The 23,019-nt window shown below is 71.3% G+C and carries 18 protein-coding genes, 3 tRNA genes and 1 pseudogene; 7 read left to right on the forward strand and 15 right to left on the reverse strand.

Features of this window, described 5'->3' with window-relative positions:
• Positions 1-57 precede the first annotated feature (57 nt).
• The 3 genes from AB0I23_RS12770 (at position 58) to AB0I23_RS12780 (ending at position 2,412) form a co-directional block, all read left to right on the forward strand.
• On the forward strand, positions 58-570 hold the full coding sequence (locus AB0I23_RS12770; RefSeq protein WP_359109242.1) for an SRPBCC family protein: 513 nt from the start codon (positions 58-60) through the stop codon (positions 568-570).
• On the forward strand, positions 567-1,460 hold the full coding sequence (locus AB0I23_RS12775) for an alpha/beta fold hydrolase (RefSeq protein WP_359109243.1): 894 nt from the start codon (positions 567-569) through the stop codon (positions 1,458-1,460). Before AB0I23_RS12770 ends, AB0I23_RS12775 begins: the two co-directional genes overlap by 4 nt.
• Before the next feature lie 229 nt (positions 1,461-1,689).
• Complete coding sequence (locus AB0I23_RS12780; protein WP_359109244.1) at positions 1,690-2,412, forward strand: 4'-phosphopantetheinyl transferase family protein; 723 nt, start codon at positions 1,690-1,692, stop codon at positions 2,410-2,412.
• A 192-nt stretch (positions 2,413-2,604) separates the two neighbouring features.
• On the opposite strand, the gene AB0I23_RS12785 is transcribed toward AB0I23_RS12780, so the two are convergent.
• The 9 genes and pseudogenes from AB0I23_RS12785 to AB0I23_RS12825 all read right to left on the reverse strand — a co-directional run bounded on the left by AB0I23_RS12785 (position 2,605) and on the right by AB0I23_RS12825 (position 8,763).
• Positions 2,605-3,597, reverse strand: coding sequence for an AraC family transcriptional regulator (locus AB0I23_RS12785; RefSeq protein ID WP_359109245.1), 993 nt, complete (start codon positions 3,595-3,597; stop codon positions 2,605-2,607).
• Between the two features lie 235 nt (positions 3,598-3,832).
• Positions 3,833-4,360, reverse strand: coding sequence for an anthrone oxygenase family protein (locus AB0I23_RS12790; RefSeq protein ID WP_359109246.1), 528 nt, complete (start codon positions 4,358-4,360; stop codon positions 3,833-3,835).
• Between the two features lie 81 nt (positions 4,361-4,441).
• A complete protein-coding gene (locus tag AB0I23_RS12795; protein WP_359109247.1) occupies positions 4,442-5,077 on the reverse strand; it encodes a hemerythrin domain-containing protein in 636 nt (211 codons plus the stop codon).
• Between the two features lie 143 nt (positions 5,078-5,220).
• A complete protein-coding gene (locus AB0I23_RS12800; protein WP_359109248.1) occupies positions 5,221-6,048 on the reverse strand; it encodes an NmrA family NAD(P)-binding protein in 828 nt (275 codons plus the stop codon).
• Between the two features lie 129 nt (positions 6,049-6,177).
• Positions 6,178-6,645, reverse strand: a complete 468-nt coding sequence (locus AB0I23_RS12805) for a DUF1772 domain-containing protein (protein WP_359109297.1) — start codon at positions 6,643-6,645, stop codon at positions 6,178-6,180.
• Between the two features lie 165 nt (positions 6,646-6,810).
• Positions 6,811-7,069 (reverse strand): annotated as a pseudogene (locus tag AB0I23_RS12810) (ISL3 family transposase); the annotation flags it as partial.
• Positions 7,070-8,324: 1,255 nt separating this feature from the next.
• Positions 8,325-8,401: transfer RNA gene (locus AB0I23_RS12815), tRNA-Ile, on the reverse strand.
• Positions 8,402-8,612: 211 nt separating this feature from the next.
• Positions 8,613-8,685, reverse strand: a tRNA-Asn gene (locus AB0I23_RS12820).
• Between the two features lie 5 nt (positions 8,686-8,690).
• A tRNA-Asn gene (locus AB0I23_RS12825) sits at positions 8,691-8,763 on the reverse strand.
• A gap of 193 nt (positions 8,764-8,956) precedes the next feature.
• On the opposite strand from AB0I23_RS12825, the gene AB0I23_RS12830 reads away from it, so the two are divergent.
• The 4 genes from AB0I23_RS12830 to AB0I23_RS12845 all read left to right on the forward strand — a co-directional run bounded on the left by AB0I23_RS12830 (position 8,957) and on the right by AB0I23_RS12845 (position 14,576).
• Positions 8,957-9,262 carry a YtxH domain-containing protein gene (locus tag AB0I23_RS12830; RefSeq protein WP_359109298.1) on the forward strand — a complete coding sequence of 102 codons (306 nt, stop codon included), beginning with the start codon at positions 8,957-8,959 and terminating at the stop codon, positions 9,260-9,262.
• A 60-nt stretch (positions 9,263-9,322) separates the two neighbouring features.
• The gene (locus tag AB0I23_RS12835) at positions 9,323-10,786 is read left to right on the forward strand and encodes an FGGY family carbohydrate kinase (RefSeq protein WP_359109249.1); all 1,464 of its coding nucleotides are present in this window, start codon (positions 9,323-9,325) and stop codon (positions 10,784-10,786) included.
• A gap of 131 nt (positions 10,787-10,917) precedes the next feature.
• Complete coding sequence (locus AB0I23_RS12840) at positions 10,918-12,651, forward strand: ABC transporter ATP-binding protein (RefSeq protein WP_359109250.1); 1,734 nt, start codon at positions 10,918-10,920, stop codon at positions 12,649-12,651.
• Complete coding sequence (locus AB0I23_RS12845; protein ID WP_359109251.1) at positions 12,651-14,576, forward strand: ABC transporter ATP-binding protein; 1,926 nt, start codon at positions 12,651-12,653, stop codon at positions 14,574-14,576. Before AB0I23_RS12840 ends, AB0I23_RS12845 begins: the two co-directional genes overlap by 1 nt.
• A gap of 136 nt (positions 14,577-14,712) precedes the next feature.
• Here the strand turns inward: AB0I23_RS12845 and AB0I23_RS12850 are convergent, their stop codons facing one another.
• From AB0I23_RS12850 to AB0I23_RS12875, 6 genes are all read right to left on the reverse strand, one after another.
• Positions 14,713-15,828, reverse strand: a complete 1,116-nt coding sequence (locus AB0I23_RS12850; RefSeq protein ID WP_359109252.1) for an RNA polymerase sigma factor — start codon at positions 15,826-15,828, stop codon at positions 14,713-14,715.
• 198 nt (positions 15,829-16,026) lie between these two features.
• Positions 16,027-17,931 (reverse strand): DNA primase, encoded by a 1,905-nt coding sequence (gene dnaG / locus AB0I23_RS12855; protein WP_359109253.1) that lies wholly within the window; start codon positions 17,929-17,931, stop codon positions 16,027-16,029.
• A 114-nt stretch (positions 17,932-18,045) separates the two neighbouring features.
• Positions 18,046-19,305, reverse strand: a complete 1,260-nt coding sequence (locus tag AB0I23_RS12860; RefSeq protein WP_359109254.1) for an NAD(P)/FAD-dependent oxidoreductase — start codon at positions 19,303-19,305, stop codon at positions 18,046-18,048.
• 521 nt (positions 19,306-19,826) lie between these two features.
• On the reverse strand, positions 19,827-21,152 hold the full coding sequence (locus AB0I23_RS12865) for a deoxyguanosinetriphosphate triphosphohydrolase (RefSeq protein ID WP_359109255.1): 1,326 nt from the start codon (positions 21,150-21,152) through the stop codon (positions 19,827-19,829).
• A 36-nt stretch (positions 21,153-21,188) separates the two neighbouring features.
• Complete coding sequence (locus tag AB0I23_RS12870) at positions 21,189-22,130, reverse strand: sirohydrochlorin chelatase (RefSeq protein ID WP_359109256.1); 942 nt, start codon at positions 22,128-22,130, stop codon at positions 21,189-21,191.
• 66 nt (positions 22,131-22,196) lie between these two features.
• Complete coding sequence (locus AB0I23_RS12875) at positions 22,197-23,009, reverse strand: Cof-type HAD-IIB family hydrolase (RefSeq protein WP_359109299.1); 813 nt, start codon at positions 23,007-23,009, stop codon at positions 22,197-22,199.
• Positions 23,010-23,019 lie beyond the last annotated feature (10 nt).

Here is a 23,019-nt window from a genome sequence, read left to right on the forward strand (position 1 = left end):
CCGGCCGCCCTTTCGAGGGCGGCCCGTCCCCGTCGATCCCATGAGGAGGAAGAGCAGTTGAAGAAATACGACCTGATCGACGAGGCGTTGCTCGCCGCCGGTCCGGACGCTGTCTGGGAGGCCCTGGTGGGCGAACTCGCAGGCGGCGCCCGGTGGTGGGTGCCGGACAACACCTTCGAGCCGGTGAACGGCGCCCCGGACCGGGTGGGCGCGCTCACCCGGGTCACCGTCCACACCAAGGGCGTGGACAAGGGGGGCAAGAAGATCCGGTTCACCGCGCGCACGGCCGCCGTGGAGCCGGGCAGGCGCCTGGCCCTGGCCTACGTGGAGGGGGCGTTCCGGGGCACGGCGGAGTTCACCCTCGCCCCGCTCGACGACGGCGGCACCCGGCTCGCGATGCATTTCCGGGCCCAGCCGCACGGCGCGCTCGCCGTCCTGGCCAACCTCGTGGACATGGACGCGAAGCACACTCGCGCCACCCGCGCGGCGTTCGCGCGGCTCAGCCGTCTGCTGCCCGCCGCGCCGTCGCCGGCGGCCTCCGCCGCCCCGGCCCCGGGGGTCTCCCGGTGACCGGGCCCGCTCCGGCTCCCGCCCCCGGTGAGGCGTTCCTTCGTACGAAGGACGGGGCTCGGCTGGCAGTCTCCGTCCTGGAGCCTCTGGAGCGGGGCGTCGAGGACCGGCCCGTGGTGGTGCTCGCGCACGGCTGGGGCGGCAGCCGCCGGATCTGGAGCCCTGTGACCGACCGGCTGCTGCGGAGCGGATTCCCAGTGGTCGCCTACGACCTGCGCGGCCACGGCGCCTCCACCGTGGGCGCCTCGGAGGTGACCGCCGAGGCGATGAACGCGGACCTGGCGGCGGTCGTCAGCCACGCAGGGGGCGCGCCGATCGTCGTCGGGCACTCCGGCGGCGGGTTCGCCGCGCTCGCGCTGGCCGCGGCACCCGAGCCCGGGGCCCGTCCGGTGGGCCTGGTCCTGGTCGCCTCGGCGGCGCACGACCAGGACACCCCGGAGAAGGAGGCCCGCATGATGGAGGCGCCGCTCTTCTCGTGGGCTCTGCGCCGACCGGGCCTCGGGCGGACCCTGCTGGGGCACATGACAGGTACGTCGCTGGCCCCCCGGCTCCGCGAGGTCAACCGGCAGGTGTTCGCCGCGACCACGCCGCAGGTACGGGCGGCCTGCTTCCGTGCCTCCCGGGGCATGGACCTGCGGGCCGCGCTGGCCGAGGTCCGGTTGCCCGCCGCGGTGCTCGCCGGCGAGAGCGACCGGGTCGTCCGGCCCGAACTGGGACGGGAGCTGGCGTCCGCTCTGCCGGACGCCGTGTTCACCTCGATCCCCCGCGCCGGCCATGTCCTGCCCTTGGAGGACCCGGACGCCGTGGCCGAGGCCGTCACCCGGACCGCCGCCCGCGCGGCCGGGCGCGCCCGGGACACCGGAGGCGTGAAAGAGGCGGGCACCCGATGAACAGAGCCCTCCCCGGCCCGGCTGCCACGGGGCGCGCCGCCCGACCGGCTGTCAGGGGCGCATCCGGGTCCGTCCCGGCGCCGGGGAAGGTTCCGCGCAGGACACCGGCCGGTCGAGGGAACGGGGTGACGGCCCGCGCGCCGCGTGCGCTCGTGGTCGGTGCGGCGACCGGTACCAGGGACGGTACGCAGCGCCGGGTACGGGGCGGCCGGGCGCTGCCCGGTGTGCCGTGATCGAGCGGCTCGTACCGGCGGGGGTCGCCGGGGCGGAGGCGTTCGACGACGCGCTCCCTCACCTGCCGGACCCCCGGGAACTCGCCCTCGTACGGGGCCGGCCGGACCGGGTCGTCCGGCAGTTCACCGCCGCGCGAGCCTGCGCCCACCGCTGTCTGGACGCCCTCGGAGCGCCGCCCGGGCCGCTGCTGCGCACGACGGGCGGCGCGCCGGCGTGGCCCGCCGGGTTCGTCGGCAGCGTCACCCACTGCGCCGGGTATCGGGGGGCGGTGGCGGCACGCGCGGAGGTGTGGGCGGCGCTCGGCGTGGACGCCGAACCCGCGCTCCCCCTGCAGCACGGCGTCCTCGGTCTGTTCGCGTCGGAGTGCGAGCGGCGGATGGTGACCCGGCTCTCCGGGGAGCACCCCGAACTGCCCTGGGACCGTCTGTTGTTCAGCGCCAAGGAAGCCGTCTACAAGGCTTGGTACCCGGTCACCCGCCAGTGGATCGGCACGAGCGCCGTCGCGGTCGCCTTCACCACCGGTGGCCTGCTCACGGCCGAGGTCCGCCCGGACCGTACGCCGCCGCCGGCCCGGCGACGGCCTGAGGACGGGGGCCTCGCGGCCCGCTACACGGGCCGCTGGCACGTCGAAGGGGGCCTGCTTCTCACCGCCGTGGCGGTCCCGGCCGGGGCTCCGGTGGGGGTGGGTGCGCGGGCCCGCGTGTCCGTGGAGGGCTAGGGTCTTTCGTTTGGACCAGGCTGGATCAGGGAGCGAGGTCCGGTGGACGCGGCTGCCGGCAACGCCGTGACTCCTACGACGGCTTGGGGGTGGTCCGGTGACCACCCCCAAGGGCCGCCGCCGGGCCGCGCCCGGGTCCGTACCCCGCCTTTCCTCAGCTCACCGGGCCGGAGCCCGACGGCCGGACGCGTCTCAGCGTCTGAGGACCACTGTCCGCCCGTCCGAGCCGGTGGCCAGGGTCTCCCCGGACCGCTTGCCCCGGCGGAACTCCTGCGGGCTGACGCCCCGTTCCCGCTTGAACGCGGCACTCAGCGCGAACGGCCCCGAATAACCCACCTGCTGGGCGATCTTGGCAACCGACAGGTCGGGGTCGCGCAGCAGGTCGGCGGCGAGCGTCAGCCGCCATCCGGTCAGGTAGGACATCGGCGGCTCGCCGACGAGCTCCGTGAAGTGCCGGGCCAGCGCCGCCCGGGAGACCCCGACCGAGGTCGCGAGCGAGGCGACCGTCCACGACTCGCCGGGCCGTTCGTGCAGCAGCCGCAGCGCCCGTCCCACCACCGGGTCGCTCTGCGCCCGGAACCAGAGCGGCGCACCCGTGCCGGGCTCCATGAGCCAGGAGCGCAGTACGTTGATGAGCAGCAGGTCGAGCAGCCGGTCGAGGACGACCTCCTGGCAGATGTCCTCCTCGTCCATCTCGGCGGCCAGCATGCCGATCAGCGGGGTCCGCGCGGCCGAGGCGGGCTGGACGAGCAGCGCGGGCAGGCTGGCGAGCAGTCTGCGCCCGACCTCGTTGGGCGCCTGGTAGGTGCCGCTCAGCATCACGGTCGACCCGGTGCGGCGCGGCTCCCCCCAGGTGCGCACGCCCAAGGACATCGCCTCGGTGACGTCCTCGCCGTCAGTGGTGCTGCAGCGCTGCTCGGGGTCGACGGTGATGCCCGGGGGCGTCGAAGGGTCGTCGGCGAGTGTGTACGGCTCGGGGCCGCGCAGGACCGCCACGTCACCCGCCGCGATCCGCATCGGCGCGGCCCCCTCGCGAAGCACCCATGCCGAGCCGTGCAGCATGGTGACCACCGACAGGGGCGCACGGTCCTCGATACGCAGTCCCCATGGGGGGTTGAACACCGATTTCAGCAGAAAGGCGCCCCGCGCCTTGGGGCTTTCCAGCAGACCACTGAGCGTATCCACAACCTCACCTCACACCGTCTCGCCGTCGTTTCTCGCGGGGCGCCCTCGGCCCCGGCCGTGCCCCTCCCGACCCGTGAAGCCGCACCGTCGGGCGGCGCGGCTTCACGGGTCGGGAGGGGCGACCGTGGGTCCAGGCGCTCCCGTGGGGAGTTCCGGACCCACGGTGGTTCCTGTGCCCAGTCTGTCAACGCTCCCCGCCAACTCGTCCCTGCCACACGTCCGTTCGTCGCGGCGGTCACCGCGTCCGTACGGCCGCCCGCCGCCGCACCGTGTCGCCCAACAGGGCGAGTGCACCCAGGCAGGCTCCCGTGCGAACCGTGTTGGCCCGGCGCCAGGGGCGCTCGTACGCCTTCCTGGCAGCGGCCAGGGCGGCCGCCGACGTGCCAGGGGCGGTGCGCAGCCGGCGGTTCAGAGGCAGGTTGGCGCAGATCGTCACCACGACGCTGAGGCCGTACAGCACCGCGGCGGCCCCGGCCCTCCGGGCTGCGTCGCCCGGGTCCACGCGGGCGAGTCTGCGAGCGGCCACGCCGGTTGCCATGAACACACCGAGAAAGAGTGCCCCGAAGGCCGCGTTGTCGTCCAGGGCGTCATTGGCCCGGCGCATCGCGGCGACGAATCTCTCGTCCTCGCGGCGCGCGAGGGCGGGCATCACGCCGACGTCGAACGCGAGGTACAGACCGGCCATCAGGCCGGTGCCGAGGGTGGCCGCGAGGAGCACGGGGTCCTTGGAGGTGGCCTCGTGGAGGGCGGCGGCAGTGCTCATGGTGTTCCTCCGGTCGGTTCTGTGGGGCGGGTAAGCGGCGCCCCCGGGCGGTCGTCGTCCACGAGGGGCCCGGCGGCGCGTTCACCGAGGTTCCAGGATTCCGATGAGCGAGCGGCGGTAAGCGCGTCCCAGCAGGGTGCGCCCGACCAGGCGCACCGGTCCGGGCATCAGCCCGTCCGGCTGCGGGAGTCCGTCCAGCAGCCACGGCGGAAGGACCCGCTTGACGCGGAAGGGCGCCGCCGTGAGGACGCGGCGCTCCAGGGCGGCGAACACGTCGGCCGGTACGCGGGCGAAGACCGGGAAGGTCAGCGCCTCTTCCTCGAGCAGGTGCCGGTGAAGGACCGTGTCGAAAGTGTCGACGGGGCCGCCGATCAGCTCGGCGCGTCCGCCCTCCAGCGCCTTGGTCACGCGGCACATCGAGTCGTCGAGCGCCACGTGGTCCTGCACCATGCGGTGGGAACCGGCGGCGATCTCCGGCACGTGCTCGATCAGGCCCGGCCAGAGGATCTCGTCCTCCGTGCGGTGATGCCAGTCCACGATGGCACTGAGCTGCTGCCACCATTCCGCGGCCCGGGGAAGACCGACGGATGTCAGAAGCGGCGCCGCGGCCACCAGCCGCCTGGAGTCGCGCCGCAGCGCGAGGTGCGTCTGCGCGAATCCACGAAGGTGGCGGGGCAGCGCCTCCACACCCTTGCCTCCCCACAGCAGCCCGTCCATCGCGTTCCTCTCTTCTCTGGGCCCCCGGCACTCCGCCGCCGGGGCGCCCGGCTTGGTCGGTCTGTGGCGATACACGGTCGGTGCGGTGGTCCGTCGGCCGGGTAGCCCGGTCCGGCGGACCACCGCTGCGGGACACCGATTCGTCAGGCGTCCCAGGCGCCTGTGGCCGCGGCCTCCTTGGCGTAGTCCGCAAAGTCTTTGGGCTCCCGCCCGAGCGCTTCCCGGACGCCGTGCACCAGGCTGGCGTTGCGGCCGTCGACAATGAGGGTGAAGAGGTCCGCGAACTCCTCCGGCTCGCCCAGCTCGCGCAGTGCCGCGCGGTAGTCTTCGACACTGACCGGGATGTAGGTGATGGTCCGGCCGGTGGCCGCCGACAGCTCACGGGCGACGTCGTGGAAGCTCAGCAGCCGCGGGCCGGACAGCTCGTAGGTCTTGCCGATGTGCCGGTCGTCGGTGAGGGCGGCGACCACCACGTCGGCGATGTCGTCGGCGTCGACGAACGGCTCGACGGCGTCACCGGTGGGCAGCGCCAACTCGCCGGAGCGGACCGGGTCGAGGAAGAAGCTCTCGCTGAAGTTCTGGTTGAACCAGTCGGCGCGGACGACGGTCCAGTCGCCGCCGGCCGCCTTGAGAGCGTCCTCGCTGGCGACGGCGCCCTCCTCACCCCGGCCGGAGAGCAGCACCAGACGGCGGACGCCCCGCTCCACGGCGAACGCGGCGAACCGCCCGACGGCTTCCTTCGCGCCGGGGAAGGCGAGGTCCGGGTAGTAGGTCACATAGGCGGCGGAAACCCCGTCGAGCGCGGCCTCCCAAGTGCTCTCGTCCTCCCAGACGAAGGGGATCTCACTGCTGCGCGAGCCGCCCCGGGCCGGGCGGCCGAGCCCCTGCAGGCGCTCGACGACGCGCCGTCCGGTCTTACCGGTGCCGCCGATGACGAGGATGGGTGCGGTGTTCTGTCCTTGAGTGCTCATAGCTTCATTGAAGTCTCTGTGCGGCAGACGGTACATAGCTCCCCAGCTCACTTTCATACGCCATCGTCTCGATTCGCGAGCGCGAGACGCAGGTCCGCACAATCCCGGCCGGAGCGCCCCGCCGGACGTTCAGCGGGCGAGGGCCGCGGCCACGAGGACGAAGGCGGCGACGGCGAACAGGGTCCGCGCGCCGTGCAGGGCGTTCCACCGTCCCTCGAAGGCCGTCCGGGCGGCCCGCTCGTCGCCCCGGCTGCGCGAGGACTCCAGCGCGTTGTTGAGGGGGACGTTGCCGCCCGAGGTGATCAGGTGCCCCATCAGCGCGCAGACGGCGGCGACCCCCACGAGGGCCGACCCGCTCCCGTCGCGCGCCTCCGGCGCCACGAAGAACGAGACGGCGGGGAAGGCCAGCGAGCCGAGGAAGAGCAGCAGGAAAAGCGGCCCGGGAACCTTGCGGTTCACCGCCCGCATGACGAGGGTGAACGAGGCGGCGTCGTCCACCTCTTTCAGAGCGGGCATGACGCCCGACAGGAAGGCGAGCATGTATCCGGCGTACAGCCCGGTGCAGATGAGGGCGAGGATCTCAAGAGCTTCCGACATGCGGGTCATCATCGCCGCTCCTGCCCCGTCTTCGCAGGGCTTGTTCCGCAATTGACGGGAAGGATCGCCGGGGCTTCCGGAAAGCGGCCCTCCCGTCGTACGGCGGCGGTGCGGCTTCCCTTTTCGGGGTTCGCAAGTCTGGCGGACACGGTCCGCCAGACTCGGGAGCGTGGCGGCCTCGCGGTCGGGCAGGACCGCGACGCGCCTGCAGGTCTCGGCATCCGTGAATGATCGTGGCGTAGCAACGGCGGCGGCGCAGGGCGAAATCGTTTACGCCGATCACCCGCGGGACCGGTGCCTTCAGCACTGACAGGCGGCGCAGACAGCGCAGTGCGGTGCTCCGGGAGACGGGCACGGCCGGCACAGCGGCGAGGCGGGCAGCAGCCCGGCCGCACAGTTCCCGTGCCACCTGCGATATCTGGGACTTGACCAGACAGGCGGTGGCAGACTGACGACACATCGAAGCTCCGTCGCGTGAAGGGGACTTGGGAAGGTCACCTCCACAACGGAGCTTCGTTGCGTGTGGCCGCGCATCCCTCCGGCATCGTCACACTGCTGTGCCCTGCACACTCACAAGGTCGCTGCGACTTTGCAATCGCCCTGTCCCAAGCGGACGCAGAGGAAGGCCAAGGCGTGGCAACGGTCAACCGTGAACGCCGTCCGGGCCCAGCTCTCCGATCGGGAGGGGCTGGCCACAATGCCGTTGCACCTGGTTCCGCTCCGGCCACAGCCTCCTCGACCCCAGCGACTCGACCCGCAAAGCCCTTGCCGTCGCCGGCCGGCTACACCTCGGTGGCTCCGTATTGGCGCGGCGGCGGACGCGAGCACGGCCACCGACCACATCGCTCGGGCCCGCGAGTGCGCGGGGCGGGTCGGCAACGCAAGCAATGGATCCGGCGGCCCCAGCCTCAACATGGTCGGCGTACCAGGCGCGGACGGCCGGGTCATCGAGGACGTGGCCGTCGGCAGCCTGCTCAATGGCCGTGAGCTGCTCGATGGTGAGGGCCGCGGTGTGGACAAAGCCGAAGCGAAGCCCCTCGGGCTCGACCGGAGAGCCATGCTGGAGGGCGTGGTCGCCGAGGGTGGTCAATACGACGGCGTGCAGGATGTGGGTGGTGGAATGGGGGTGCATCAGCCCGGCTCGACGCTCGGCGTCAACCTGGGCCTCGCCGCTGGTGCCGGTGCGGACCTCGCCTCGAGGGCGCGGGCGCTGTGCACCCGATCTGTCCGCCGGCCTCGGCGTGGAACGGCGAGCGGTCCAGGAACCTCGCTCCCCCTCGCCGACGTAGGTGACGACCGCGCCGCCGGTGATGAGGCCCGTGATGGCGGCCTCGGCATTCAGGTGCTCGTATCCGAGGAACTCTGTTCAGCGCAGGCAACCAGGGGCCCACCACCTGGTATCCGTTCTTCCCGAACCCGGTCGCCACCGAGTCGCCCCTGACCGATGGGGTGCCGACAAGGACGCAGACATTCGACACAGTGTGCGGCGTGTCACACGCCGGGGCCGTGGGATCGCCGTGGGATCATCGCCGTGGATTCACACCCACGCTCCACCTAAAACCCCAGGTCAAGAAGGTCCGGACTCGGCAAGGCAGGCCAGGGACACCCACCCCGCCTCACAAACGCCACACGCGAAACCACCCCTCCAGGGGCGTTTTCGCAGGTCAGAAGGATTCCCTTGGTGGGGCGGGTGGGACTCGAACCCACGGCCGACGGATTATGAGTCCGCTGCTCTAACCGGCTGAGCTACCGCCCCTTTTCGGCGTGGCGCGTACATGTGTGCGCGCCGTCTGCCGCAGCATAGCCGGTCATACGATCTCTCGCTCCGGTTGGCCGGCTTCCCGTGACCATGAAGCCAGTGTCGGCCGCTGCCCGGTTCCGAACCGCGGAAATCAGACGCGAAAGAGTCCGGACCGGACCCCGTCCAGCACGCGAAAAAGGGCCCCGAAGGGCCCTCTTCCGTTCCGCTCCCCCGACTGGACTCGAACCAGTAACCCTCCGGTTAACAGCCGAATGCTCTGCCAATTGAGCTACAGGGGATCGCGCTCCCCCGACTGGACTCGAACCAGTAACCTGCCGGTTAACAGCCGGCTGCTCTGCCAATTGAGCTACAGGGGATTGCTGCTTTTGCACCGAACCTTACCTGCCTGGCTGCTGCCGGGCGGCGCGTGTTCGCTGCGACACATACATTAGCGCAAGCAGGGGGGTGCTCCGCCAATCGGTATCGCCCGGGGTGATCTCGAGCGCCGACGGGTAGGCGGGCAGCACACGTCGCACGGAGCAGGCACGGAGCAGGAGAAGGGTGGCAACCATGCGGTACCGGCTCACGTTCATCGCCGGCCTGGCCCTCGGTTACGTACTCGGCACGCGGGCCGGACGCGAGCGCTACGAGCAGCTGAAGACGTCCGCACGCGAGTTCGCCCAGAATCCGGCCGTACGCAATACCGCCGAGTCCGCGGCGCAGAGCGGCCGCGACTTCGCCGGCAAGGCGTACCACGCGGTGAGCGACAAGGTGGGGGAGAAGGTGCCGGCATCGGTGGTCGAGCGGGTGCGGTCGCTGCGGGGGCAGGGCCAGGGGCAGGGCATCGAGGACGACTGGGGCACCAGCAACACGTAACCGGACCGATCGGCCCTCCTCCCGTACGGGAACGGCCCGGCGGTGCGGCAGAATCTCCCCATGGGCATAGTCGCCGGCTTGGACAGTTCTTCGGCCTTCACGCACATCGTCGTCTGCGATGCGGACACGGGTGCCGTACTCCGGCAGGGGTACGCCGCACATCCCGTCGAGGCGAAGGCCACCGAGGCGGACCCGCAGGCGTGGCTGCTCTCACTCGGTGAGGCGGCCACCGGCGGGCTGCTCGAAGGTGTGCAGGCCATCGGGGTCTCCGCGCAGCAGCACGGTCTGGTGCCGCTGGACGGGCAGGGCAATCTCGTACGACCGGCCCTGCTCGGCAATGACAAGCGGGCACAGGTCGCCGCGGCCGATCTGATCGACGGGCTCGGCGGGCGGCAGGCCTGGGCCGAGGCGGTCGGGGCCGTCCCGCAGGCCGCGCAGCCGGTGTCGAAGCTGCGGTGGCTGGCGCGGAGCGAGCCGGATGCGGCGCAGCGGGTCGCCGCGGTGCTGCAGCCGCACGACTGGCTGGTGTGGCAGCTGCTGGGCCGGCCGAGCCGGCGGACCACCGACCGCGGTGCCGCGTCCGGGACGGGGTACTGGTCGGCCGGGACCGGTTCGTACCGGCCCGATCTGGTGGAGCTCGCACTCGGACAGCAGGCGGCGCTGCCGGAGGTGCTCGACCCCTCCGATGTGGCCGGGACGACGCCCGAGGGCCTGCTGATCTCGGCCGGGACCGGCGAGACGATGGCGGCGGCGTTCGGGCTCGGGGTCGGGGTCGGCGATGCGGTCGTGTCGCTCGGGGCCTCGGGCTCGGTGATGGCGGTGCACCACGAGGCGCTGCCCGATCCGACCGGGATCATCACGTCGTTCGCGGATGCCACCGGAATGCATCTGCCGGTCGTGCACACGCTCAATGCGGTACGTGCGCTGCGGGGCTCCGCCGAGATGCTGGGGCTGGAGAGCCTGGAGGAGCTGTCCGCGCTGGCGCTGAAGTCGACGCCGGGCGCGTCCGGGCTCGTACTCCTGCCCTATCTGGAGGGCGAGCGCACCCCGCATCTGCCGCACACGGCGGGCACGCTGAGCGGGCTGCGGCGCGAGTCGATGAAGCCGGAACATCTCGCGCGGGCGGCGTTCGAAGGGATGCTGTGCTCGCTGGCCGACGCGCTCGATGTGCTGCGCGGCCGTGGGGTCGAGATGCGTCGGGTGTTCCTGCTGGGGGCGGCGGCCGCACTGCCGGCCGTGCAGGGTCTTGCCCCCGCGCTGTTCGGTACGCAGGTCGTGGTGCCGCAGCCGGCCGAGTACGCGGCGCTGGGCGCCGCCCGGCAGGCGGCCTGGGCGCTCGGGGTCTCGCAGGGAACGCTCGATCCGCGGACTCCCCCGGCCTGGCAGGGTGCGGCGGCGCAGGTGCTGGAGCCGGGCGAGGAACTGCCGGTCGGCCAGGCGGTACGGCAGCAGTACATGGCCACGCGGGACCAGCTTCACCCCGGGGCGTTCGACTCTTCGCTCCGAGCCGGGCACTCTCGGTGACAGGGCGGGTCCTGGAGGTGAACCCGGTCTCGGTTTTGACCCGGGTTTGGTGAAATTCGTTCGCGGTGGCGGCGGCGGTTACCGGAAAATGAGTCGACTCCCGACCGACCTGCCGACTCCGAGAGACACGCGTGCTCATAAAACTCCTGCGGGCCTACCTCGGTCCGTACAAGAAACCGATCGTGCTGCTGGTGTTTCTCCAGCTCTTGCAGACCTGTGCCACTCTCTATCTTCCTTCCCTGAACGCGGACATCATCGACAACGGTGTCGTGCAGGGGGACACGGGCTACATCCTGGAGTACGGCGGCATCATGATCGCCGTCTCCGTCGCCCAGGTGGTCTGCAACGTGGGGGCTGTCTTCTACGGCGCACGGACCGCGGCCGCGCTCGGCCGGGACATCCGGGCGTCGGTCTTCGGCCGTGTCCAGTCGTTCTCGGCACGTGAGGTCGGACGCTTCGGTGCTCCGTCGCTGATCACCCGTACGACCAATGACGTCCAGCAGGTCCAGATGCTGGTCCTGATGACGTTCACCATGATGGTCTCGGCGCCGATCATGTGTGTCGGCGGCATCATCCTGGCGCTCGACCAGGACGTCCCGCTGTCCGGGGTGCTGCTCGCGGTGGTGCCGGTGCTCGGCATCGCGGTGAGCCTCATCGTGCGGCGGATGCGGCCGCTGTTCCGCACGATGCAGGAGCGGCTCGACACGGTGAACCGGGTGCTGCGCGAGCAGATCACCGGCAACCGGGTCATCCGCGCCTTCGTGCGGGACCCGTACGAGGAGAAGCGATTCCGCGGCGCCAACAACGAGCTGACCGACGTGGCGCTCTCCACCGGGCGTCTGATGGCGCTGATGTTCCCCACCGTGATGACGGTCGTGAACGTGTCGTCGATCGCCGTGGTCTGGTTCGGTGCCCACCGCATCGACAGCGGCGGAATGCAGATCGGGGCGCTGACCGCGTTCCTCTCCTATCTGATGCAGATCGTCATGTCGGTGATGATGGCCACCTTCATGTTCATGATGGTGCCGCGCGCCGAGGTGTGCGCCGAGCGCATCCAGGAGGTCCTGGAGACCGATTCGAGCGTCGTGCCGCCGGTCGAGCCGGTGCGGGAGCTACGCGTCCACGGTCATCTGGAGGTGCGGGGTGCGGACTTCCGCTACCCGGGCGCCGAGGAGCCGGTGCTGCGGTCGGTGGATCTGGTGGCCCGTCCCGGTGAGACGACCGCGATCATCGGGTCGACGGGCAGCGGGAAGTCGACACTGCTCGGTCTCGTACCGCGGCTGTTCGATGTGACGGACGGCCAGGTACTGGTCGACGGCACGGACGTACGGACGCTGGAGCCGACGCTGCTGGCGAAGACGGTGAGTCTGGTTCCGCAGAAGCCGTACCTGTTCTCCGGGACGGTGGCGACGAATCTGCGGTACGGAAACCCGGACGCGACCGACGAGGAGCTGTGGCACGCGCTGGAGGTCGCGCAGGCCAAGGAGTTCGTCAAGGAGCTGGAGCACGGGCTGCACGCGCCGATCGCGCAGGGCGGCACGAATGTCTCCGGCGGGCAGCGGCAGCGACTGGCGATCGCCAGGACGCTGGTGCAGCGGCCGGAGATCTATCTCTTCGACGACTCGTTCTCCGCGCTCGACTATGCGACGGATGCCGCGCTGCGCGACGCGCTGGCGCAGGAGACGGCCGAGGCGACCGTGGTGATCGTGGCGCAGCGGGTGTCCACCATCCGCGACGCGGACCGGATCCTGGTGCTCGACGAGGGCCGGGTCGTCGGGTCCGGCACCCATCACGAGCTGATGGACGGCAATGAGACCTACCGGGAGATCGTGCTCTCCCAGCTGACGGAAGCGGAGGCCGCGTAATGGCCGGTCCTGGCGGACGCATGATGGCGGGCGGGGCGCCGACCGACCGGTCCATGGACTTCAAGGGGTCCTCGAAGCGGCTGCTGAAGCGCTTCGCGACGGAGAAGGCCACGCTGTACGTGATGCTGGCGGCCGGCGCGCTGAGCGTCGGGCTCTCGGTCGTCGGGCCGAAGATCCTCGGCAGGGCGACCGACCTGGTGTTCGCCGGCGTCATCGGCCGGCGGATGCCCGAGGGAACGACCAAGGAGCAGGCCGTCGAGGGCCTGCGCAGAAGCAACAGCGGCCTCGCCGACATGCTCTCCGGGGTCGACTTCACCCCTGGGCAGGGCATCGACTTCGGTGCGGTGGGGGACGTACTGCTGGTGGCGCTGGCGGTCTACGTCGGTGCCGGTCTGCTGATGCTGGTGTCGACGCGGCTGTCGATCCGGGTGATCAACCGGATCGTGTTCCAGCTCCGCGAGGACATCCAGACGAAGCTGTCCCGGCTGCCGCTGTCCTACTTCGACCGGGCCAAACGCGGCGAGGTGCTCAGCCGGGCGACCAACGACATCGACAACATCTCGCAGACGATGCAGCAGACGATGGGCCAGCTCATCAACTCTCTGCTGACCATCGTCGGCGTGCTGGTCATGATGTTCTGGATCTCGCCGCTGCTGGCGCTGGTCGCGCTGGTGACGGTCCCGCTGTCGGTGGTCGTGGCGACGCGGGTCGGCAAGCGGTCGCAGCCGCAGTTCGTGCAGCAGTGGAAGGTGACGGGCAAGCTCAACGCCCATATCGAGGAGATGTACACCGGGCACACCCTGGTGAAGGTCTTCGGGCGGCAGGAGGAGTCCGCGAGGGATTTCGCCGAGCAGAACGACGCGCTGTACGAGGCGAGCTTCAAGGCACAGTTCAACAGCGGGATCATGCAGCCGCTGATGATGTTCGTGTCGAACCTGAACTATGTGCTGATCGCCGTCGTCGGTGGTCTGCGAGTGGCGTCGGGTTCGCTGTCGATCGGTGACGTCCAGGCGTTCATCCAGTACTCACGGCAGTTCTCGATGCCGCTGACGCAGGTCGCGTCGATGGCGAACCTGGTCCAGTCGGGTGTCGCGTCCGCCGAGCGGATCTTCGAGCTGCTCGACGCCGAGGAGCAGGACGCCGACCCTGAGGTGGGTGAGCGTCCGACGGAGCTGCTCGGCAGCGTCTCGCTGGAAAAGGTGTCGTTCCGCTACGACCCGGACAAGCCGCTCATCGAGAACCTGTCACTGAATGTCGAGCCGGGCCACACGGTCGCGATCGTCGGCCCGACCGGCGCCGGCAAGACGACGCTGGTCAACCTGCTGATGCGGTTCTACGAGGTGACGGGCGGCCGGATCGCTCTCGACGGGGTCGACGTGGCGAAGATGTCGCGCGACGAGCTGCGGTCGGGAATCGGGATGGTCCTGCAGGACACCTGGCTGTTCGGCGGTTCGATCGCGGACAACATCGCGTACGGCGCTTCGCGCGAGGTCACCCGGGAGGAGATCGAGGAGGCGGCGAGGGCGGCCCACGCCGACCGCTTCATCCGTACCCTGCCGGACGGTTACGACACGGTGATCGACGACGAGGGCACCGGGGTCAGCGCGGGTGAGAAGCAGCTGATCACCATCGCGCGGGCGTTCCTGTCCGACCCGGTGATCCTGGTGCTCGACGAGGCGACGAGCTCCGTCGACACCCGTACCGAGGTGCTGATCCAGAAGGCGATGGCCCGCCTCGCTCACGGCCGTACGAGCTTTGTGATCGCGCACCGGCTCTCCACCATCCGGGACGCGGACGTCATCCTGGTGATGGAGAACGGGTCGATCGTCGAACAGGGCACGCACGAGGAGCTGTTGGAGGCGCAGGGGGCCTACGCCCGGCTGTACGCGGCACAGTTCGCACAGGCGGTCGCCGAGGTCGACTGATCCTTCGAGGAGGTCCGTCGTCACACTGCCGTCGTCGCCCGGAGAGCGGCCGCGCGGCGTCCGGTGCGTGCGCGCCGGGCGTCGCGCGGCAGACGGCAGTGTGACGGCACCCGGGCCATGATGCGCCGGACACCCCCTAGTCGAGGTAGCCGCGGAGCTGGTCGGCGAAGGCGTGGTCCCGCAGCTTGTTCAGGGTCTTGGATTCGATCTGGCGGATGCGTTCGCGCGTCACGCCGAAGATCCGGCCTATCTCCTCAAGCGTGCGGGGCCGGCCGTCGTCCAGCCCGTAGCGCAGCTGGACCACCTTCCGCTCCCGCTCGTTCAGGGTGGAGAGCACCGCTTCGAGGTGCTCGCGCAGCAGCAGGAACGCGGCGGACTCCACGGGGGACGCCGCGTCGCCGTCCTCGATCAGGTCGCCGAGCGCGACGTCGTCCTCCTCACCCACCGGTGCGTGCAGCGAGACGGGTTCCTGGGCGAGCCGCAGCACTTCACCGACCCGTTCCGGCGTCAGGTCGAGCTGGGCGGCGACCTCTTCGGGCGTCGGCTCGTAGCCGCGCTCCTGGAGCATCCGGCGCTGGACCCGTACGACGCGGTTGATCAGCTCGACGACATGGACCGGAACCCTTATGGTCCGCGCCTGGTCGGCGAGGGCGCGGGACATGGCCTGCCGGATCCACCAGGTCGCGTACGTCGAGAACTTGTAGCCCCGGGCGTAGTCGAACTTCTCGACCGCCCTGATCAGTCCGAGGTTCCCCTCCTGGACCAGATCGAGCATCGTCAGCCCGCGGCCGACGTAGCGTTTGGCGACGGAGACGACGAGCCGCAGGTTCGCCTCGATCAGACGGCGCTTCGCCATCCGCCCCATGACCACCAACCGGTCCAGATCGACGGCGAGCCGGGAGTCCGGGTCCGGGGTGCTCGCGAGCCGCTCCTCGGCGAACAGACCGGCTTCGACGCGGCGGGCGAGCTCCACCTCGTCGGCGGCGGTGAGCAGCGGGATGCGACCGATCTCCCGCAGGTACTGGCGGAAGAGGTCGGAGGACGGGCCACCGGTGTCGGGGCGCCCGCGCGGCTCCGGCGGTTCGGGCAGCTCCGCCTGCTCCTCCATGACGTCGGCTGCTTCGGGTATGTCTGACTGCTCGGGCGGTTCGGGCGTCGGCGGATCCACCGCGGCCTCCGGATGATGCATGGCCCGGTTCTGCGCGGGGATGGCCGAGACACGCTCGGTTGTGGTCAGGGTCCGGGTCTGCACGGGGGCGACCTCCAGGTGATCGCTGCCGGATCGCGGGGATGGGGGGCCCACCGTGCAGTGGGCAGACCGCGCTCCGATGACTCAGGCACCGCCACCCAGTGTGGGGGAAGACGCATCGCCCCCACGAGGGGCGTGCGCGGACTTTCTGGGTCCGGTCCGTAACCGGTCGGTTACCGGCGGGAGCCCTCGGAGGGCCGGTCAGAGTGCGTCGGCGCCGTGGTTGCGCAGGGACTGGGCGTACTGCTGCAGCACCCAGACCTCGTTCTGCGCGGCCGCCAGGTGATCCGGGGCGACATTGCTGCCCAGGCGGGTGAGGCTGCCCTGGACGTCGTTGATCCGGCGGTCCACGGCGCGCAGCCGGACCTTGACCAGATGCTCGCCCGCGTACGCCTCGTCGATGGACTTGCCGTGGAAGACCTCGACGGCGAGCTCGGTGACCAGTTTGCGCACGGTGTCGTTGGGGGCGGCGTCGAGGACGCCGACCAGATACTCGCGGTTGTCGGCGAGGCCCTGTTCGGCGCCGCCCGCCTCCGCGATGCACTGGCGTACCGCGGCGTACGGCGGGGCGGTGAACTCGTCGATCCCGTAGGCGTCGAAGGCCGGGGAGACCAGGGCGGGCTTCTGCAGGGCGAGCTTGAGCAGCTCGCGCTCCGTGCGATGGGCGGGGCTGCGGAGATTGAGGGCGGGGCCCGAGGGGCCGACAGGGGCCTGGACCTGCTGGTGCGCGGGGCCGCCGCGGGGGGGCGCGGATGCGGGACCCCGGTCGCCGCGGTCGCGGGCCCAGCGGGCGAGCTGGGCGACACGCTTGACGACGAACTGGGTGTCGAGGATGCCGAGCATCCCGGCCAGCTGGACGGCGACCTCGTGCTGGGAGGAGCTGTTCTTGATCCGGGCGACGACGGGCGCGGCCTCGTCGAGCGCGGCGCCGCGGCCCGCCGGGGTCTCCAGGTCGTACCGCCCGACGATCTGGCGGAGCGCGAACTCGAAGAGCGGGGTGCGGGGTTCGACCAGGTCACGGACGGCCTCGTCGCCCTTCACGAGGCGCAGATCGCACGGGTCCATGTTGTCCGGCGCGATCGCGATGTACGTCTCCGCGGCGAACTTCTGGTCGTCCTCGAAGGCGCGCAGGGCGGCCTTCTGACCGGCCGCGTCACCGTCGAACGTGAAGATCACGCGGGCGCTGCCGTTGTCCATCAGGAGCCGGCGGAGGATCTTGATGTGGTCGCCGCCGAACGCCGTGCCGCAGGTGGCGATGGCCGTGGTGATCCCGGCGAGGTGGCAGGCCATGACGTCGGTGTAGCCCTCGACGACGACGGCCCGGCTGGCCTTCGCGATGTCCTTCTTCGCGAGGTCGATCCCGTACAGCACCTGCGACTTCTTGTAGATCGCGGTCTCGGGGGTGTTGAGGTACTTGGGGCCGTTGTCGTCGTCTCGGAGCTTGCGGGCACCGAAGCCGACGACCTCGCCCGAGGTGTCGCTGATCGGCCACATCAGCCGGCCGCGGAAGCGGTCGATGGGGCCGCGACGGCCGTCCTGGGAGAGGCCGGAGGTGATCAGCTCCCGGTCGCTGAACCCCTTGCCGCGGAGGTAGCGGGTGAGGTGGTCCCAGCCGGCCGGGCTGTAACCGACGCCGAAGTGGGCGGCGGCCGCCTGGTCGAAGCCCCGGTCGGCGAGGAACTTCCGGCCGATCTCCGCCTCGGGGCTGTCCAGCTGCTCGACGTAGAACCGGGCGGCGATCTTGTGCGCCTCGACCAGCCGGATGCGCTCGCCGCGCTGGTGGGAAGGGTTGTAGCCGCCTTCCTCGTACCGCAGGGTGATGCCCGCCTTGGCGGCGAGGCGCTCGACCGTCTCGGAGAAGGAGAGATGGTCGATCTTCATCACGAAGGCGATCGTGTCGCCGCCTTCCTGGCAGCCGAAGCAGTGGAAGAGCCCCTTGCTCGGGCTGACCTGGAAGGAGGGGGACTTCTCGTCGTGGAACGGGCAGAGCCCCTTGAGGTTGCCTCCGCCCGCGTTCCTCAGCTGCAGGTACTCGGAAACGACGGCGTCGATCGGGACCGCGTCCCGGACCGCCTTCACATCGTCGTCATTGATCCTGCCTGCCACGGATGAAGTCTACGGGTGGGCTCGGACAGGACGGGTCCGTGGTCGGCGGCGGGTGCGCCGGGCGGGGTCGTGATCACATCCGCCCGGCGCGGAACAGCAGCTTCCGTAAAGGGCTCAGATCAGGGACTCCAGCGGAACCGACGGGTTCGCGAGCGCGTCCGCGTCGACCTGCTGGCCGGCCCTGATCAGCTCCTGCACGGTCTCGGTGACGTCCCACACATTGACGTTCATCCCGGCCAGCACCCGGCGGTCCCTCAGCCAGAACGCGATGAACTCACGTTTGCCCGCGTCGCCGCGGATCACGACCTGGTCGTACGAGCCCGGCGGCGCCCAGCCCGAGTATTCGAGTCCCAGGTCGTACTGGTCGGAGAAGAAATACGGCACGCGGTCGTAGCTGACGTCCTGGCCGAGCATGGCTCGGGCCGCGGCCGGGCCGCTGTTCAGCGCGTTCGCCCAGTGCTCCACGCGCAGCCGGGTACCGAGCAGCGGATGCAGCGCATTGGCGACGTCCCCGGCCGCGTAGATGTGCGGGTCGGAGGTGCGCAGCGAGGCGTCGACGGCGATACCGCCGCCGTCGACGCGGGCCGCGATGTCGAGACCGGCGGCTTCGGCGAGGGCGGCGCGCGGGGCGGCGCCGATCGCGGCGAGCACGTCGTGGGCGGGGTGTTCCTCACCGTCGTCGGTGCGGGCGGCGAGGACCATCCCGTCCTGGCCGATGATCTCGGTGAGCTTGCGGCCGAAGTGGAAGCGCACGCCGTGGTCGCTGTGGAGCTCGGTGAAGATCTGGCCGAGCTCCGGGCCGATGACCCGGAGCAGCGGAGTCGCCTCCGGTTCGACGATGGTGACCTCCGCGCCGTACCCGCGGGCCGCCGCCGCGACCTCCAGGCCGATCCAGCCGGCTCCGGCGATCACCAGATGGCCGTTGTCGCGGCCGAGCGCGGACAGCACGTTCTTCAGCCGGTCGGCGTGCGCGAGGCGGCGCAGATGGTGGACGCCCGCCAGGTCCGTACCGGGAATGTCGAGGCGGCGCGGCTCGGCGCCGGTGGCGAGCAGCAGCTTGTCGTAGTGGATGACCGTCCCGTCCCCGAGCTCCACGGAGCGGGCGTCGCGGTCGAGGGCGGTGACGGGCGTGCCGAGATGCAGCTCCACATCGGCGCCCGCGTACCAGGCCGTCTCATGGACGAATACGCTCTCGCGTGCCTCCTTGCCGGCCAGATAGCCCTTGGACAGGGGAGGTCGTTCGTACGGATGGTCACGCTCATCGCCGATCAGGATCACCCGGCCGCTGAACCCCTCCGCCCGGAGTGTCTCTGCCGCCTTCGCTCCTGCCAGTCCTCCGCCGACGATGACGAACGTGCGATGTGCGTCGACCACTTGATGCCTCCTCGGTGCTTGCTGCGCGGCGCCGCCAACTGCGAGCGTCCCGCACGCAGCGTGATGGCGAAAGAGGGTGTACCCCGATCAGGTCACACCCCGTGGCCACAGGCCAGTCTGGCGAACGGGGCCCGCCCCACGCAGAGCAGGGTCCCCCGGACGGAGCCGGCACTACCTGGATACGGGGCCGGAGCGGGCCATCGGCGTGGAGTGTGCTGTGAGACAGCTGCTTTCACGGCGGCCCGGCTCCCCTGCGCAGTACGGTATGTGTTCCCAGCACATCACCTGCGGCGTTGCCCTGCGTCATCGCCGCGCCCCACTGCCGCAGGACATGCCCGAGGGATGCGCATGCGAGAGGGCCTCGGGGCCGTGCCGATGCGGACGCCCCCTCACGATGGCCGCGGCGCGCAGCCCCCCCGGCCACGTCCGCGTCCGCGTCCACCGACCACGCCTGGTCGGGGCGAGCGGCGGGGCGCTCGGGGCGGGCGCGCTCCAGAGTCGGACACCGGCGCGGCGGGCTCTCACCCCTCCCGCGACCACCGCCCCCGCGAGGTGAGCGAGGTGTTCAGGGAGCGGGCCGACGCATCGGTGAGAGCGGCGATCTGGTCGACCAGGACCCGCTTGCGGGAGCGGTCGTCGGGCGCCTGTTCGTACAGCGCGCGGAACTGCGGTTCCAGGCCCTCCGGGGCGCGCGCGGTCAACGCCGCCGCAAGTTCGGCGATGACGACCCGCTGGTCGGCGCGGATCACCTCCTGTTCGGCTCGCTGCATCACATAGCGGTCGGCCACCGCCTTCAGGACCGCGCATTCGCTGCGCGCCTCGCGCGGGACGACGAGTTCGGCGGCGTACCGTCCGAGGCGGCCGTACCCGTACGCCTGCCGGGTGGCGGTCTCTGCCGCGAGACAGAACCTGCCGATCAGCTGGCTCGTGGCGTCCTTCAGCCGGGCCTGGGCGACGGCCGATCCGTCGTAGCTGTGCGGCCACCACTCCTGACCCATGAGCCGGTCGAGGGCGTCGGCCAGCTCCTGCGGGTCGGTGTAGGCCGGGACGTACCGTCCGATCGCGACGTCCCAGATCTCGCGCCGCTCCGGTTCGGCGAAGAGGCAGTTGGGGTCGATGTGACCGGCGTGCAGCCCGTCCTCGAAGTCGTGCACCGAGTACGCGACGTCGTCGGACCAGTCCATCACCTGGGCCTCGAAGCACTTGCGGTGCCGCGGGGCGCCCTGGCGGGCCCAGCGGAAGACCGGCAGGTCGTCCTCGTAGACCCCGAATTTCGGCGAGCCGGGATCGGTGGGGTGGGCGCCGCGCGGCCACGGGTACTTGGTGGCGGCGTCGAGCGCGGCCCGGGTCAGATTGAGCCCGACACTGACCAGTTCGCCGGTCCGCACATCGCGCACGAACCGCTTCGGTTCGAGGCGGGTCAGCAGCCGCAGCGACTGGGCGTTGCCCTCGAAGCCCCCGCAGTCCGAGGCGAAGTCGTTGAGCGCCTGCTCGCCGTTGTGCCCGAACGGCGGATGCCCCAGGTCGTGCGCCAGACACGCCGTCTCGACCAGGTCGGGGTCGCAGCCGAGTGCGGCCCCGAGCTCCCGGCCGACCTGGGCGCATTCCAGGGAGTGGGTGAGTCTGGTCCGGGGGCTGGCGTCCCAGGCGAGGCTGCGGGTGCCGGGGGTGACGACCTGGGTCTTCCCGGCGAGTCTGCGCAGTGCGGCGGAGTGCAGCACACGGGCGCGGTCCCGCTGGAAGGCGGTGCGACCGGGCCGTTTGTCGGGTTCGGTGTCCCAGCGCTCGGCGTCGGCAGCACCGTAGGGCGCGGTGCCGTGGTCCTGTGTGCCCTGCGTACCGTCCATGGTTCCGACAGTAATCGGCCCGACCGACAAGACAGCTCAGGCGGACGCCAGGAGTGGGCCGTTCATTGCGGATCCGGGTGCCGGGAGTGCGCCGGACCGTGCCCGGCCGGCCAGCGCCTGGTCGTACCGGTGCAGGACCAGCCGCGCCATCGCGGGGTGCGCGCCGAGCGGCGCCGCGGCGATCCCGGCGGCGGCAGCGGCGGCAGCGGTCGCGAAACGCCCGGGCGCGGTGAAGTACGAGGCGACGGCGGCCCGGTGCCGGCCACGGGCGGCGAGGGCTCGCACCGCGACGGAGACGGTGGGGTCGGCGACGGATGCGTACGCGGGGACGACGGGCACGCCGCCGAGCCGCTCGCTGAGCATCCTGGCGGTGCGGCGGGTGTCGGCGGCCGAGTCGGGGTCGCGTGAACCGGCGGCGGCGAGGACCACGGCCAGGCTGCCGTTCGCGGTCTCGTCGGCCGGCCAGCCCGCTTCGACGAGCCTGCCGTAGAGGGCTTCGACGAGCAGGGGGTGCGGTCCGAGCGGCGCGGCGATCGTGGTCCGCAGGGCGGGTGCGTCGGCGGCCGCGGCCGGTATGTCGTGCGTGACGTGGTGGCCGCGGCCGAGCAGCAACGGTACGAGTACGGCGTCGCCGGACCCCAGACCGGTGAGGGTCAGCGGCAGGAGCGGTTCGTTCAGCTCGATGTGCCCGAGCCGGACGTCCAGGCCGGGGCGCAGTTCCCGTACCCGGTCCAGCAGCTTCACGACCGTGCGCAGCGCCTGCGGGTCCCGGCTGCCGTGGGCGACGGCGACAAGGGCGGGGGCGGGGGTGCTGCCCGGTGCGGGCCGGATGGTGCGGTGCACGGGTGGCCTGCGCGTTCCGTTCAGGGAGACATGGCTGAGCTGGGTGCCGAGCTGGGCGGTGATGCGGGTCAACAGTTGCGCTGTGCTGTCGAGAGGCAGGGACTCACGGGGTTGTGCCGATGCCGACTCCGTCATGGACCGATGGTGCAGGGCGGAAGTTGCCGGGTCGTTGCGCAGGGGTGACGGGTTTTTGCCGCGGGCTCACGGAACGGTCGGCGGCCCGAAGAGGCCCTCCAGGACGTGCGCGACCCCGTCCTCCTCGTTGGACACCGTGTGCGTGGGTACGGCGGCGAGCACGGCCGGGTGGGCGTTGCCCATGGCGTAGCCGGTGCCCGCCCAGCCGAGGACGGTCAGGTCGTTGGGCATGTCACCGAAGGCGATGACCTCCGTGGCGTCGATCCCGCGCCCGGCGCAGAGCTCGGCGAGGGTGCCCGCCTTGGTGACACCGGACGCGCTGATCTCCAGGAGCCCGCGCCCGCCGGAGTGGGTGAACTGCACCTCGCGGCCCGTCGCGCCCGCCCCTTCGCGGGCGGCGGCCAGCAACGTGTCCGCGTCGAGCCGGGCGGACCAGGCGAGGAGTTTGGTGACGGGTACGTCGGTGAGCCACAGGTCGGCGAGGGACGGTACGGGCAGTTCGGCGTCGATGTCCTCGGACATGCGCAGCCGGTACGCCGGTTCGTACAGGACCTGGTTGCCGGTCTCCAGGGCGAAGCCCACCTCCGGCACCGCGGCGGCGACCGCCGTGGCCACGCGCCGGGCGACGGCGACGGACAGGGCGCGGGAGGAGACGATCGTTCGCGTCCCGATGTCGTAGACGAGCGCGCCGTTGCCGCACACCGCCGTCCCCGCCAGTCCGGTCGCGTCGGCGAGCCGGTCGACGAACCTGGGCGGTCTGGCGGTGACGAGGACGACCTCCGCACCGGCGCTCTCGGCCGTGCGCAGGGCGCGGAGGGTGCGGGGCGAGAGAGTTCCGTCGCCCCGCAGGAGAGTGCCGTCGAGGTCGGAGGCGATCATCCGGGGAAGC

Source organism: Streptomyces atratus (assembly GCF_040655115.1).
Classification (GTDB): Bacteria; Actinomycetota; Actinomycetes; order Streptomycetales; family Streptomycetaceae; genus Streptomyces; species Streptomyces atratus_D.

Bases quoted from the DNA above. Each gene is read 5' to 3' on its own strand.
- AB0I23_RS12790 (WP_359109246.1), bottom strand. From the start codon at position 4,360: ATGAGCACTGCCGCCGCCCTCCACGAGGCCACCTCCAAGGACCCCGTG.
- AB0I23_RS12870 (WP_359109256.1), bottom strand. From the start codon at position 22,130: ATGACGGAGTCGGCATCGGCACAACCCCGTGAGTCCCTGCCTCTCGAC.
- AB0I23_RS12835 (WP_359109249.1), top strand. From the start codon at position 9,323: ATGGGCATAGTCGCCGGCTTGGACAGTTCTTCGGCCTTCACGCACATC.
- AB0I23_RS12795 (WP_359109247.1), bottom strand. From the start codon at position 5,077: ATGGACGGGCTGCTGTGGGGAGGCAAGGGTGTGGAGGCGCTGCCCCGC.
- AB0I23_RS12800 (WP_359109248.1), bottom strand. From the start codon at position 6,048: ATGAGCACTCAAGGACAGAACACCGCACCCATCCTCGTCATCGGCGGC.
- AB0I23_RS12845 (WP_359109251.1), top strand. From the start codon at position 12,651: ATGGCCGGTCCTGGCGGACGCATGATGGCGGGCGGGGCGCCGACCGAC.
- AB0I23_RS12805 (WP_359109297.1), bottom strand. From the start codon at position 6,645: ATGTCGGAAGCTCTTGAGATCCTCGCCCTCATCTGCACCGGGCTGTAC.
- AB0I23_RS12865 (WP_359109255.1), bottom strand. From the start codon at position 21,152: ATGGACGGTACGCAGGGCACACAGGACCACGGCACCGCGCCCTACGGT.
- AB0I23_RS12830 (WP_359109298.1), top strand. From the start codon at position 8,957: ATGCGGTACCGGCTCACGTTCATCGCCGGCCTGGCCCTCGGTTACGTA.
- AB0I23_RS12875 (WP_359109299.1), bottom strand. From the start codon at position 23,009: ATGATCGCCTCCGACCTCGACGGCACTCTCCTGCGGGGCGACGGAACT.